Origin of the sequence: Rhodococcus sp. BS-15, from assembly GCF_000813105.1 — a bacterium.
Lineage (GTDB): Bacteria > Actinomycetota > Actinomycetes > Mycobacteriales > Mycobacteriaceae > Rhodococcoides.
The window spans coordinates 1-12971 of sequence record NZ_BAOX01000126.1 but is presented as its reverse complement, the minus strand read 5'-3'; the positions used below and the strand labels follow the sequence as shown (position 1 = coordinate 12971).

At 64.4% G+C, this 12971-nt stretch carries 13 protein-coding genes and 3 pseudogenes; 10 read left to right on the top strand and 6 right to left on the bottom strand.

Going from position 1 to position 12971, the window contains the following annotated elements; translation table 11 throughout:
- The coding region (locus tag RHBS_RS15280; protein ID WP_187298503.1) for a DUF222 domain-containing protein at positions 1-991 on the top strand (991 nt) is incomplete at its 5' end.
- A 338-nt stretch (positions 992-1329) separates the two neighbouring features.
- Here RHBS_RS15280 and RHBS_RS15275 read toward each other — a convergent pair.
- A complete protein-coding gene (locus RHBS_RS15275; RefSeq protein ID WP_128645961.1) occupies positions 1330-1533 on the bottom strand; it encodes a hypothetical protein in 204 nt (67 codons plus the stop codon).
- Between the two features lie 239 nt (positions 1534-1772).
- On the bottom strand, positions 1773-2072 hold the full coding sequence (locus tag RHBS_RS15270) for a hypothetical protein (protein ID WP_121872095.1): 300 nt from the start codon (positions 2070-2072) through the stop codon (positions 1773-1775).
- Positions 2073-2109: 37 nt separating this feature from the next.
- On the opposite strand from RHBS_RS15270, the gene RHBS_RS15265 reads away from it, so the two are divergent.
- Positions 2110-2319 carry a hypothetical protein gene (locus RHBS_RS15265; RefSeq protein WP_121872096.1) on the top strand — a complete coding sequence of 70 codons (210 nt, stop codon included), beginning with the start codon at positions 2110-2112 and terminating at the stop codon, positions 2317-2319.
- A 33-nt stretch (positions 2320-2352) separates the two neighbouring features.
- Here the strand turns inward: RHBS_RS15265 and RHBS_RS15260 are convergent.
- Positions 2353-3401, bottom strand: a pseudogene (locus tag RHBS_RS15260) (NADH:flavin oxidoreductase).
- Positions 3402-3594: 193 nt separating this feature from the next.
- Here RHBS_RS15260 and RHBS_RS15255 point away from each other — a divergent pair.
- From RHBS_RS15255 to RHBS_RS15245, 3 genes and pseudogenes are all read left to right on the top strand, one after another.
- Positions 3595-4416, top strand: a complete 822-nt coding sequence (locus RHBS_RS15255; protein ID WP_272913863.1) for a sulfurtransferase — start codon at positions 3595-3597, stop codon at positions 4414-4416.
- A 71-nt stretch (positions 4417-4487) separates the two neighbouring features.
- Positions 4488-5309: an SDR family oxidoreductase gene (locus tag RHBS_RS15250; protein ID WP_121872098.1), complete on the top strand. Its 822-nt coding sequence runs from the start codon at positions 4488-4490 to the stop codon at positions 5307-5309.
- A gap of 69 nt (positions 5310-5378) precedes the next feature.
- Positions 5379-6523 (top strand): annotated as a pseudogene (locus RHBS_RS15245) (acyl-CoA dehydrogenase family protein).
- Positions 6524-6531: 8 nt separating this feature from the next.
- On the opposite strand, the gene RHBS_RS31810 reads toward RHBS_RS15245, so the two are convergent.
- Positions 6532-7569 carry an SRPBCC domain-containing protein gene (locus RHBS_RS31810; protein WP_121872100.1) on the bottom strand — a complete coding sequence of 346 codons (1038 nt, stop codon included), beginning with the start codon at positions 7567-7569 and terminating at the stop codon, positions 6532-6534.
- A pseudogene (locus tag RHBS_RS15235) lies at positions 7566-7924 on the bottom strand (ArsR/SmtB family transcription factor). The gene RHBS_RS31810 and the pseudogene RHBS_RS15235 overlap by 4 nt, the downstream one beginning before the upstream one ends.
- 93 nt (positions 7925-8017) lie before the next feature.
- Here RHBS_RS15235 and RHBS_RS15230 point away from each other — a divergent pair.
- From RHBS_RS15230 to RHBS_RS15215, 4 genes are read left to right on the top strand one after another with little or no spacing between them, the layout of a single operon-like run.
- Positions 8018-8668 (top strand): uridine kinase, encoded by a 651-nt coding sequence (locus RHBS_RS15230; RefSeq protein WP_121872102.1) that lies wholly within the window; start codon positions 8018-8020, stop codon positions 8666-8668.
- Between the two features lie 33 nt (positions 8669-8701).
- Positions 8702-9301 (top strand): DJ-1/PfpI family protein, encoded by a 600-nt coding sequence (locus RHBS_RS15225; RefSeq protein ID WP_121872103.1) that lies wholly within the window; start codon positions 8702-8704, stop codon positions 9299-9301.
- Entirely contained in the window at positions 9298-9762 is a 465-nt protein-coding gene (locus RHBS_RS15220; protein ID WP_121872104.1) for a MarR family winged helix-turn-helix transcriptional regulator, read from the top strand. Before RHBS_RS15225 ends, RHBS_RS15220 begins: the two co-directional genes overlap by 4 nt.
- 7 nt (positions 9763-9769) lie before the next feature.
- Positions 9770-10990, top strand: coding sequence for a hypothetical protein (locus RHBS_RS15215; RefSeq protein WP_121872105.1), 1221 nt, complete (start codon positions 9770-9772; stop codon positions 10988-10990).
- Positions 10991-11058: 68 nt separating this feature from the next.
- Here RHBS_RS15215 and RHBS_RS15210 read toward each other — a convergent pair whose 3' ends face one another.
- Entirely contained in the window at positions 11059-12615 is a 1557-nt protein-coding gene (locus tag RHBS_RS15210; RefSeq protein ID WP_121872106.1) for an amidase, read from the bottom strand.
- 104 nt (positions 12616-12719) lie between these two features.
- On the opposite strand from RHBS_RS15210, the gene RHBS_RS15205 reads away from it, so the two are divergent.
- Positions 12720-12971: aldo/keto reductase (locus tag RHBS_RS15205; protein WP_145977524.1), on the top strand; the 252-nt coding region annotated here is incomplete at its 3' end.

Here is a 12971-nt window from a genome sequence, read left to right as displayed (position 1 = left end):
GGGGGCAGTACCGACCGTGTCACTGGAGGCGTTGACCGCTGCCGCGCGTGAGGAGAATCGGCAGGCGGCACGCAAGATCACCTCCTGCTATCGGGTGCACTACGACTGGATCACCCGCGACACCAAGCACAAGCACTACAGCCGATACGGACGGACCGAGATGGCTGTCGCGTTGGGCTGTTCGGCGATGGTCGCCGAATCGTACGTCTCCGTCGGCGTTGCTCTGCACACCCGACTGCCACTGCTCAAGGCAGCGTTCGAGGCCGGGGAGATCGACCTCCCCCGCGTGCGGACCGCATGCCGGATCCTCGACAATCTCTCTGACAACATCGTTACCCGCGTCGAAGCCGAGGTCGTCGAAGCAGCGCGGCGGTCGTCACCGGGTCCGCTCGAGCAGGCGATCTGGGACATCCTGCTGCGGGTCGCACCCGAGGAAGCAGCGGCACTGCGGGAGTTCGCGAAGAAGTTCCGCACCGTCACCTACACCCCGGCCGGCGAACTCACCCGCATCCGAGCGGAGCTGACCGCACCCGAAGCCGCCGCCGCATGGCAACTCCTCGAGGAGATGGCAGACACCCTCTGCCCGAAAGACCCGCGCGGGAAGAAGGAACGCCTGTGCGATGCGTTCATGGCCCCGCATGCACGGCGAACCCCGACTGGCATGCCTGTGCCAACGGGAAGATTGTCCCAAGAAGGATGCGGTGCTGCCGGATCGGCGAGTGCCGTTGACGATGATCACCGTCGACATCGCCACCCTCATCGGACTACTCGCCAACCCCGCCTACCTGGCCGGGCACGGCTCCATCGACCCCGATCTCGCGCGGGAGTTGGCCCGCAACAGTCAGTGGCAGATCCTGCTCACCGAAGCAGTGACCCTCGCCGAGAAGCTGGGCCTCGCCGTGCAGAACCCGGAGACGGGGGATTGGGAACGAGCACCGAAGGACCAGAAGCAGGAACCGGACTCAGTGTCGGATACAGACGAAGATGCTGATACGGCAACGAACACCGGCTCGGCAGCACACGGGACCGAGACGCGTAGCCGCACCGGCAGCGACTCGGAACCGGGGACCGAGGCCGAGTCTGGGTCCGAGGCCTGTAGTGCCACAGACGCTTCCACCGCCGCCGAGGCGACTACTGCACCGAAAACGGAACCGGCGAACGAGTCCGCCACTCACAGTGGCCCCGACACCGAATCAAACCCAGCACCATCACCAACCCCCGCGCCCTCTCCGACCAGTGCGACGGCAACGACCACGCCCACCTCGCCCTCGCCCTCACCGACCACCGTGACAGCAGCGGCAACCACGACTGCCTCAGCACCGCCGACGGCTACAGAATCCGCAGCTTCGGCTCGAGGTCCGGTCGGCACATCAGATTCACCGCACGACCCGACCGGCGAACCACCTCGAACACCGGATCCAGCACCTGCGCCGACGCCGATGCCGCCCAGCACTGCACCCGATCGAACCGAGTCGTGCACTGCTTCAGATCGACCTGAGCAAACCAGGACAGCCCTGCCGATATCTGGGCCACCGCCGGCAACGAACAACGCGGCGACCTGTCCAGACGCAGACACATCCCCACCCACACCTGATCGCAGCGACAACCAACGACGGACGCAGTCACTGACCTCCGCCGCAGCCCTGTTCTGCACCCACACACCCGTCGGCCGGGGCGCACGGCACAGCTCTGCCTTCGACCTGCCCTCCACAATCCGGGGAAACAACCGGACGATCCCCACTGCAGGCCACACTCCCGCACACCGCACACCCTCAGGCATCTACCTCGGCACCGCATCGCTGGCCGCAGCACTCGAAGCCGCCATCGCCGCCGACCCCACCCTCGGCAAATCCATCGGACGCGACCCGCTCACCGACCGAGCACTGATCTACCGACCCGACACCCTCACCACCGCCGCCGTCCGACTCCGCGACAAACACTGCCGCTTCCCCGGCTGCCACCGACCCGCCGCACGCTGCCAACTCGACCACATCACCCCCTTCGACCACACCAACCCACTCGGCGGCGGCTGGACCACCGTGGGCAACCTCCAATGTCTGTGCGAGTTCCACCACACCGTAAAAAACGGCCGGCTACTGGACAGCAGTCATGCTCCCCGGCGGAGCCATCCTCTGGACCTCCACCTCGAAGACCACCCGAATCACCCTGCCCACCAACGGCACAGCCGTACCCATCCTCGGCAACGACCTCAGACCACACATCCCCACCAAACCGAAACGATCCGGCGTCATCGCCTACCCCAACCCAGCCGACAACCAACAGCCCGAGACAGACGAAACGGCAGCACCGCCGTTCTAGGCGATGCTGCCGTGGATCTCGGCACTCGATCTGTCAGATCAGGTGCTGAATGTGGTCGCGGGTGAATTCGATGCGCTCGTCGACGCGTCCGTCCCCGACCTTGTTCACCCACTCGGGGTCGGACAGCAGCGCACGTCCCACGGCCACCAGATCGAATTCGTTGTCCTCGAACTGACCGACCAGTGCATCGAGTCCGGTGACACCGGACGCGGCATCCTCCGACCATGCAGACGTGAACACCGAGTCGAGGCCCACGGATCCGACAGTGATCGTCGGGACGCCGGTGAGCTTGCGGGTCCACCCGGCCAAGCCCAGCTTTCCGTCGTTGCCGTCCAGCTCCGGGAACGCCGGATCCCAGTGGCGACGGGTCGAGGCGTGCAGGATGTCCACCCCGGCGTCGACCAGAGGAGTCAGGACTCGTCCGAGTTCCTCCGGATTCTGCGCGATCCGCGCGTCGAAGTGGTTGCTCTTCCACTGCGAGAAGCGGTACACGATGGCGAAGTCTTCGCCCACTGCTGCGCGGATCGCGGCAACGACCTGCGCGGGGAAGCGCGTCCGGGCTTCGAGGGAACCGCCGAACTCGTCGTCGCGCACATTGGTGGTGGCCCAGAGGAATTCGTCGAGCAAATACCGTGCGCGCCATGCAGCTCTAGGCCGTCGAAGCCGGTGTTCTTCGCGTTGACCGCAGCCTGCACCCACTGCGAGGTGAGGTCGTCGAGATCGGTGTCGGTGAATGCCCGACCCACCGAAGAACCGTCGAGTGCAATGCCCGACGGGCTCACGGTGGTGACGTCCGGGAACAGGCGAGGCTCGGTGCCGCGCTCGACGCCGAGGTGCCACAGCTGCGGGATGATCGCGCTGCCCTCGGCGTGCACGGCGTCGACGACACCCTTCCAACCCTCGAGGCTGGCGTCACCGTAGATCCGCGGGACGCGGGTGTGAGGGCCGGCGGCGGGATCGGGAATGTAGGTGCCCTCGGTGATGATGAGGCCGGTGCCACCGGCTGCGCGCTTGCGGTAGTACTCGGCGACATCCGGGCCGGGAATGCCGTCGGGAGAGAAGGCGCGCGTCATCGGGGCCATGGCGAAGCGATTGCGCAGCTTCAGCGACTTGACCTCGAACGGCTCGAAGAGCCCGGCGGTGGACAGATGCTGTGTCGTGGATGCAGTTTCGGTCACGCCTGCCCACAACCGGCATCCACACCGAGCTATTCCCGGCACAGGGCTGTTAGCGTCGGAGCCTTATGAGCCTTCGCCGCTGATTTCTGCCGCGCAATTGCACGACCTCTTCGAGATGGGACGCGGCCCGGTCGTCCTCGATATTCGATTCGTGCTGCAGACCGGCAGCGACAGAGCCGGATACGAGGCCGGTCATATCCCGAACGCGCAATTCGTGGACCTCGACGCGGAGCTGGCGGCTCCGCCGGATCACGGGAGTGGAGCCGGCAGGAACGACCCAATTGGTCGCGGCCGCCACCCGTTGCCCGACGCCGAGACGTTCGTCGCAGCGATGCGCGGTGCCGGGGTCAGTGACGATTCCTCCGTGGTGGTCTACGACGCGGGACCCGCAACTGCCGCGGCGCGCGCGTGGTGGTTGCTGCGCTACTTCGGGCACCGCGACGTGCGTGTCCTCGACGGTGGCCTCGCCCAGTGGACCGCCGCCGGATTCCCGATAGGTACCGAACCGTCGATCGTCGCGGCCGGATCGTTCACTGCGAGGCCACCCCTGGCGTCGGTTCTCGAGGTCGACGATGTGCTCGAGTTCGCGCAGAACAACATCCTGCTCGATGCCCGGGCACCCGAGCGATTCCGCGGGGAAGTGGAACCGGTGGATCCCGTGGCTGGTCACATCCCCGGCGCGGTCAATCGGCCGACGACCGAGAACGTCGATGCGGACGGGCGGTTCCTGGCGCCGGAGGTACTCAATGGCACATTCAGTGGACTTGTGCCGGAGGGGAAGGACGTCGCCGTCTACTGCGGATCCGGGGTGACTGCGGCACATCAGATTCTCGCGCTCGAATTGGCGGGCATCGATGCTGCCTTGTATCCGGGCTCATGGTCGGGATGGATCACAGATCCGACGCGTCCGCGGGCCTAGAGTGCACCTCTGAGCAGCGTGTTCATGCAACCAGGGTTGAACTTGAATCCGACTTCAACTATACCTGGGGCATGAAGGTAGAAGGTAAAGTCGCCATCGTCACCGGAGGTGGTGGCGGAATCGGTGGGGCCATCGCTGCCCGGCTCACCGAACACGGGGCGCGAGTCGTCGTCTCCGACCTCGACGAAGCCACGGCCCGATCCGTGGCCGACGCCATCGAACGCGACCGGCCGGGAACAGCCGTCGCCGCTGCGGCTGACGCGTCGAACACAGAGGACATCCAACGGCTGATCGCGGTGGCCGAGGACTCGTTCGGACCGGTCGACCTCTACTTCGCGAATGCAGGCATCAGCGGCGCACCCGGACTCGACGCCGCCGAGCAGGACTGGGACCTCTCGTTCGATGTCAACGTGCGCGCACATATTCGCGCAGCGCAACTGTTGGTGCCGGGTTGGCTCGAGCGCGGTGAGGGCTACTTCGTCAGCACCGCGTCCGCGGCCGGCTTGCTCACCCAGATCGGCTCGGCCACATACGCGACGACCAAGCACGCGGCCGTCGGATTCGCCGAATGGATGAACGTCACCTACGGCAACCGCGGGATTCGCGTCAGCTGCCTGTGCCCGATGGGTGTCAACACCAAACTGCTCTACGAGGGACGTGAATCCGGAGATGCATTGGGAGCGGCGGCAACTGCCGCGGTCCTCAGTGCCGGCGCCGTACTCGAGCCGCTCGATGTCGCCGATGTGGTGCTCGACGCAATGGACCGCGAGCAGTTCCTCATCCTGCCGCACGAGAACGTACTGGACATGTACCGCAACAAGGGTGCCGATTACGACCGGTGGTTGCGCGGCATGCGTCGCTACCAGGACAGCTTGCTCGACAACAACCGATAGGGGCCCACCGTGGCATTTTTCGAGACCTCCGACCGTGCGAAGAAATTCGAATCGGATCTGTTGGAGTTCATGGACTCTCACATCTACCCGGCCGAGGCGGTGTACGAGCAGCAGATGCTCGAGTCGGGTGACCCGCACTTTCAGCCGCAGATCATCGAGGACCTGAAGAAGGAAGCGCGTTCGCGTGGACTGTGGAATCTGTTCCACCCGCATCCCGAGTGGGCCCCGGTCTGACCAACCTCGAATACGCACCGCTGGCAGAAATCATGGGACGCAGCCTGCTCGCCCCCGAGGCATGCAACTGCAACGCACCGGACACCGGCAACATGGAGGTGTTCACGCTCTTCGGCACCGACGAGCACAAAGAGAAGTACCTGAAGCCGTTGCTGGACGGCACCATTCGCTCAGCCTTTGCGATGACCGAACCCGACGTGGCCAGTTCCGACGCCACCAACATCGCGATGAAGATGGACCGCGACGGTGACGACTTCATTCTCAACGGGCGCAAGTGGTGGACGTCCAATGCGATGCACAAGAACTGCAAGGTTCTCATCGTGATGGGCAAGACCGATCCCGAGGCGGCCACCCACCGTCAACAGTCGATGCTGGTGGTGCCCATCGACGCACCCGGTGTCACCGTCCTGCGCAACCTGCCGGTGTTCGGCTACATCGACCGCGAAGGTCACGCCGAGGTGCTCTTCGAGGACGTTCGGGTGCCGGCGAAGGACGTGCTGAAGGGGCCGGGTGAAGGATTCGCCATCAGCCAGGCCCGCTTGGGGCCGGGCCGTATCCATCACGCCATGCGCACCATCGGAGTGGCCGAACGGGCGCTCGAATTGCTGTGTCGCCGTGCGGTATCGCGAGTGACGTTCGGCAAGCCGGTGGCGATGCGCTCGAACATCCAGGACTGGATCGCCGAGGCGCGCATCGAGATCGAGAAGACGCGACTGCTCACGTTCAAAGCCGCGTACCTGATGGACACCGTCGGAAACAAGGAAGCGCGCACCGAGATCGCAGCAATCAAGGTGGCGGCACCGGAGATGGCTCTGAAGATCATCGACCGTGCCATTCAGGTCCACGGCGGAGGTGGAGTGTCCAACGACTTCCCGCTGGCCATGATGTACGCCCACATCCGCACGCTGCGGCTGGCAGACGGTCCGGACGAGGTGCACAAGATGTCGATCGCGAAGATGGAGCTGAAGAAGTACTTCTGAACGTACGTCTATCGACCCGGCTCCCAGGCCGGGTCACGGCCGATGAAGGCCATCAGCTTGTCCTGTGGGGAGGCAACGTCGGCGACGGGGACGGCGGGGCCGTACTGCCCGCTGTCCCGCAGCATCTGTTCCATCGGTCGCATGGCCTCGAGTGCTGCAGCGCAGCGTTCCTGACCCAGATCGGGCTCTCGGCCGAGGGCTTTCGCCAGGTCCCATGAGTGCATCCAGACGTCGGCGGTGTAGAAACTGTCGATGGCCTTGTCCACCGGCATGTCTCCGGTGTGCGGGTTGCTCAGGATTCGGTCGGCGGGGTCGTCGAGTATTGCTTGGATGTCTGCGACGTGGTGGGTCCAGGCTGCGGCCGGGTCGGCTTCGATGTCCAGTATCCGGAATTCGATACCGGCCCCGCCGGCGAGGAAACCGCGGGACCACTCGATCAGGTGCCGCACGATATCGATTGCAGTCCAACCTGATACCGGGCTCGGCCGCGACCAGTCCTCGGATGAGGAGGACTCGACCAGCGCGGTGAACATCGCTGCGTCCTGCCGGTGCTGCTGGGCCGGACCTGTGCTGTGCACGAGCAGTTCGTCGAGCTTGTCGTAGCCCTCCTTCACTCCGACGTCCATGCCACTGGACAGCATGCCGTCGCGAGAGGCGAAGTCCGACATCACGCTCAGTACCCTCAGTCGTGTACCGCCATCGTCTCGGGTCTCGAAGGTGAGCGTCTCGAGCGCGACCGAGTCGGGTGCGCCCTCCCAGGTGAAGGTCCACACGATTCGCTCGTTCGCACGCACCTCGTGGAAGCTGCCGTAGAAGGCAGCGATCTCCTCACCGTCCCGGTCGTTGGCGAACGACCATGCACCTCCGGTGCGCCCCTCCCACTTCAGGATTCGGGTCGTCAACGATCGCGGCCCCACCCACTGGCGATACAGCTCCGGGTCGATATGAGCGCGAAACACCCGCTCCGGCGTCGCATCGAACTCTCGGATGATCTCGATCGTGGGGACTTTCTCGTCCGCAACGATCTCGGTTTCGTGTGCAGTCATGACACTTCTTTCGTCTCGGTGGTCTTGTCGTCTGCGATGGTTTCCAGCAGGGCATCGAGCGTCGATAACGTTGCTCTGCTTCCTGGCGATAACGTTCGATCCATTTCGTCATCAGGCCGAACACCTCGGCGTCGAGATGCACCGGTCGACGCTGGGCATCCTTGCTGCGCGTGACCAATCCGGCCTCCTCGAGCACTTTCACGTGCTTCGACACCGCTTGCAGGCTCATCTCGTACGGCTCGGCCAATTCGCTGACGTTCGCGTCACCGCCGGCGAGGCGGGCGACGATGTCACGTCGAGTGGGATCGGCCAGGGCCGCGAACGTTCTGTTGAGCTGCTCTGTTGGATCGTTCATGGGGTTCCTCGCTGTGCGTTGTGGTCGAGAGTAGGCCGCTCACCGGTCGTAGTCAACCGTTTGGTTGATAAAGCGGTCGCCTACCCTGGCCGCATGAGCGTCGGTGATGACATGGTGCGGGACGTACTCTCCCGGGCTCCGGGGTATCCGCTACGGGTGGCGATCGACGGGGTGACGGCTTCGGGTAAGTCCACCTGTGCGCGGTGGCTGGTGAATGCCATTGCAGCGCAGGTTCGTCCGGCACTTCATGTGACAATGGACGGCTTTCATCACCGGCGCGCCCACCGGTATCGACAGGGTCGGGCGTCGGCTCTCGGCTACTACCGGGACGCATATGACTTCGACGCGCTTCGTGCACACGTGCTGATCCCGTTGGGGCCGAACGGAAGCGGCGAAATTCGCCGTCGAATCATCGATCTGGCGACGGATGAGCCGGTCGACGATCCGCTGGAATCGGTGCCGGCCGACGCGATCGTGGTGGTGGACGGAACCTTTCTGCATCGGCCGCCGCTGCCCGACTACTGGGACTACACCGTCTTCGTCGACACCCCTATGGACGTCGCACGGGCTCGAGGTACGGCCAGGGATGCGGAGGCGCTCGGTGGCACGGAGGCGGCAGGCAGGGCCTTCGATCAGCGTTATCACGCGGCATGCCGGATCTATCTGGACGAGGTGGATCCTCGTGCACGGGCCACTCGGGTGCTGCCCGGTATTGACAGGATGCTGTCCAAAAGCGATGATTGACAGCATCCTGTCAATCGATGCGAGGACGTTCCGATGACCACCATTGCGCTCTATGCCACCGACACCATGGCCGACTGGGAGTACGGGTACCTCACCGCGGGCCTGGCCATGGCCCGCGAACAGGACCCGGACGCCAACCGGTTGATCGTCGTGTCCGAAACGGGGGAGGCCGTCACGACGAAGGGAGGGTTGAGAATCACTCCCGACGTCGCGCTCGCCGACCTTCCGATCCTCGATGCATTGATTCTGCCGGGCGCGGACACTTGGGACTCCGGGCACGACACGGTACTGAAGGTCGCCGTCGAACTGGTTGCGGCGGGGAATCCGGTCGCCGCGATCTGTGGCGCAACATTGGGTTTGGCTCGAACGGGTCTGCTCGACGATCGGCCACATACCTCGAATGCCGCCGAGTTCCTCACGCAGGCAACCGAATATCGGGGAGCTGAGCACTATCGCGAGGAGAAGGCGGTCACCGATGGCACCGTGATCACCGCAGGCGGCGTTCACCCGTTGGAGTTCGCGAAGCTGGTGTTCGAGCGGCTGAACGTGTTTCCGCAACCCGTCGTCGACGCCTGGTACGGCCTCTACACGACAGGGGAACGCAAGTACTACGACCAGCTCGCGGGCGCATGAAACAACGCACCCCCGAGGGCGATGCGCTGACAGCGTTGGTGTTGCCCATCTTCGAGCTCAACGGCGAATTCCTCGCTGCCGCGCACGACATCACCGAGCCTGCGGGTCTGACTCCGGCGTGGTGGCAGGTTCTCGGAGCCACCCTGGACGAGCCGCTGTCGGTCGCTGACATCGCGCGACGCGTCGGACTGGGGTTGGCACGGCAGAGCGTGCAGCGGACGGCAAATCTGTTGGTGGACAAAGGCTGGGCCGTGTACGTCGACAACCCGAACCACAAGCGCGCGAAGTTGTTGGAACCCACTCCCAAAGGGCGCGACACCGTTGCAGAGCTGCGGGATGCGCAACATGCATGGTCCGATGCCGTGGGAGCCGCCGTGGGAGAGAGTGAACTGCATGCCTTCGCGGCCACTCTCAGCAGGATCCTTGCGGCATCACGGGACTATCGCGGCGGCAGTGCATAATTCGGGCATGGTGGCGCTCGGGGTACTTCTGACCGGATTGCTGGCCGGATTGTCCATGCAGTCCGACGGCATCGACATCTTCGGCGACGCCAGATTCGGCGGGCTGCTGTTCTCCAGTGGCGGCGGGGGAGTCGCGATCGCAGTGATTCTGGCGTCGGTTCTGGCAATGGTGGTTCGTCGACGCAGCATTCTGGCCGCACTGTCCATCGCCGCGGCTGTCGTGATCGGGGGCTCGGCACTGTTGTTCTCGTCCGACTTCGCCGAGGTGGTGGCAGGCGGAGTCCTGTTGGGATCCAGTGCAGTACGAGCGAATCGTGAACGAGTTCATCAGGCGCTGCTGATCGGGTCGTTCCTTCTCGGCTTACTGTCTGCCGGCGCGGTCGAGGCGTTGCACTACCCCGACATTCCCCGGCGCTACGCCGATTACCTCACCGAATCCGATATGGGCACACCGGTGGTCGTGCCGGTGCTCTGTGTACTCGTGGTGTTGGCAGTGGCGTGGGCAGCTCGCGTCGAACACCAGGCCGAAAGTCCGGCGACCGATCGCAGCGTTCGCACAGTCGCGGCGATACTGCTGGTGGCAATCGGTGGGCTACTGCTCAATATAGTGTTCGTGTACAACGTTTTCCAGACAAGTGGAGGTTGGTACTTCGGCCTACTTGTCATCCCTGTGTTGTTCGCTGCCGCTGCTCTGCTGCCAGGGCGAGGCGGCATCATGGTTCTCGCCGGAACAGCCGTGTTGCTCACCTCGACCACCACGTCGGGGGTGGGTATCAGTGTCTCGGCCTGGGTCTGGACACTCGGACTCGTAGCTGTCATTGCAGTGTCGGTGGCGGCGGGTGCCGCACTCGGATTGCGTTGGGGGCGTCCGCTGATCGGTGTCGCAGCTCTGGCGGTGGTCTGCTCGACGGCACTGTTCGAGCAGCCGCCGCTGGACAACATTCACTATGTGGCGAGTCTGATCGTCTTTCCGGCCGCCGCGGCCTACCTGTACGTAGCGTGCACACCGCCCGACCCCACACCGGCGGCCCTCGGCCTCGCGGTGCCGGTCGCGATCACCGTGCCGATGGTCGTCACCTACGGCTGGACGGCGTACACGCCATTGACGTCTGCCATAGGGAGCACGTCCTGGCCGGAAATGTGGCTTTCGACGGGTGGTGCATTCGCAACGGTCGTACTCGCCGGCGTCGGGATCGGGGCTCTGAACCGCTACCGGACTGCGCGGTAGACGACGTGTAGCACCTGTTCCGATCCCACTGTGTCCGTTCGCTCGAATGCTGTCGCGTCCCGAAGGGGTCACGGCAGGGCTGGAGCCGATATGTCGGCGTCGACGGAGGCTTCGAGAGCGGCCGCAACTGCGAGAGCGATGGCATCTTGCCCAGGTGCGGCCGCGACGGTCAAACCGAAAGGCAAGCCGCTCGTCGTGCTACCGATAGGGATCTGAACCGAGGGCGCACCGGTGTTCGCACTGATACCGCACGCTGCCGTGCCCGCCCACTCCGCCGATGCTGTTTCCGGCGTCGTCGGGTAGATGAGAACGTCCACATTCCGGGTGGCCATGAGGTCGGTCAGCGCCTGCGTGCCCGCCTGTTGTTTCTCGAGGATCGCATCCTGCGCCGGATTGGGCAACGGGGGTGCCGCCAACCACTCGGTGATCGTGTCTGCTTCCAGCGCACTGCCTTCGGCCACATCCTCGAAAGTCAGAACATCCGAAGGGAGAGCCTTCGCGGCGACCTCGGGATCGTAGGCGGCGTTCGTCGAACTGAGAAACTGGTCGATGGATGGCCGTGCATCCTTGTAACCACTGTCCGTCAGAACGTCGGTGGCGAACTCCTGGTTCAGCTCGGGGAGGTCGACCAACTGCGGTCCCGATTGAGCGAGGGCCTCGACGGCCGCATCCGAAGCGGTACGGATCTGGGGCCGCACGGCCTGGTCGGGACTGTCCGGATCAGCCCCACGAGCATCGAACGGCCAGGTGAGGTACGCCGCCGTCACGGATGTCAGGTCTATTGCTGCTGCGGAGTCGGACCATCCGTTGTCGTTGCCACTGGTCAGATCGGCCACGGCCGCTGCGTCGGCGACGGAGTGCCCGATCGGCCCGACCACGTCCTGCGAGAGAGACAGGGGAACCACGCCGTCCCTGCTGATCGCATCGTGACTCGGGCGAAATCCCACCAGCCCGGCGTGGGCAGCCGGCCCGACCACCGAGCCGCAGGTGTCCGTACCCAAGGCGATCGGGGCGAAGCCCGCCGCCACGGCTACTGCGCTTCCGCCACTGGAACCGCTGGCGCTGAGCTCGCGGTCGAAAATATTCGCGGTCGTACCTTCGACAGAACTCTTGGTAAACGTTCCATGCCAGGCAAATTCGGACATGTTGGTGGTTCCGAGGATGATTGCGCCCGACTCTCGCAGGTTGCGAACCACCGGAGAGTCCTCGACGGGACGGAACGCACTCAGATCGACGTTTCCCGCCGTCGCGGCAAGTTCCGAACTTCCGATGTTGCCCTTGATCAGTACCGGAATACCGTGCAGCGGGCCCCGTATTGTTCCCGCAGCGCGCTCGTCGTCCAACGTGCTCGCCTCGGCCAGTGCGTCGGCATTGACGTCGACAACAGCATGCAGCGGCGTCGGGCCTGTGTCGTCGTACTTGTCGATCCGGTCGAGGTACGTCCGAGTGATGTCCGCGCTGGTGTACTGACCCGACTCCAAGCGCAACCGAAGATCGTCGACGCCGAGTCCCTGCAAGGCCAGGTCGGAACCGTCGTCGGGAGTGCTGGTCGATTGACAACCGACGGCGCTGAGTGTGAGAGCGGTGATCAGTACGAGAACACCCTTGCGGTCTGTGATGGACACGGTAACGACGCTAACGACGCCGTATGCACACGCTGTTACACATCAGTAAATTCGACCCGCGTGACACACGGGGTCGGAATTGCGGCCGGAGTACCGTTTTCTACATGGCTTACAGATACCTCGGAAACAGCGGACTGAAGATTTCGGAGATCACCTACGGCAACTGGTTGACCCACGGATCGCAGGTGGAGAACGACATCGCCACCCAGTGCGTTCGTGCGGCGCTCGATGCAGGCATCACCACCTTCGACACCGCCGACGTCTACGCCAACGGAGCTGCCGAGACGGTGCTCGGGGACGCGCTGAAAGGGGAGCGTCGAGAATCGCTCGAGATATTCACCAAGGTCTACTTCCCC

Bases quoted from the DNA above. Each gene is read 5' to 3' on its own strand.
- RHBS_RS15220 (WP_121872104.1), top strand. From the start codon at position 9,298: ATGAAACAACGCACCCCCGAGGGCGATGCGCTGACAGCGTTGGTGTTG.
- RHBS_RS15215 (WP_121872105.1), top strand. From the start codon at position 9,770: ATGGTGGCGCTCGGGGTACTTCTGACCGGATTGCTGGCCGGATTGTCC.
- RHBS_RS31810 (WP_121872100.1), bottom strand. From the start codon at position 7,569: ATGACTGCACACGAAACCGAGATCGTTGCGGACGAGAAAGTCCCCACG.
- RHBS_RS15225 (WP_121872103.1), top strand. From the start codon at position 8,702: ATGACCACCATTGCGCTCTATGCCACCGACACCATGGCCGACTGGGAG.
- RHBS_RS15265 (WP_121872096.1), top strand. From the start codon at position 2,110: ATGCTCCCCGGCGGAGCCATCCTCTGGACCTCCACCTCGAAGACCACC.
- RHBS_RS15250 (WP_121872098.1), top strand. From the start codon at position 4,488: ATGAAGGTAGAAGGTAAAGTCGCCATCGTCACCGGAGGTGGTGGCGGA.
- RHBS_RS15230 (WP_121872102.1), top strand. From the start codon at position 8,018: ATGAGCGTCGGTGATGACATGGTGCGGGACGTACTCTCCCGGGCTCCG.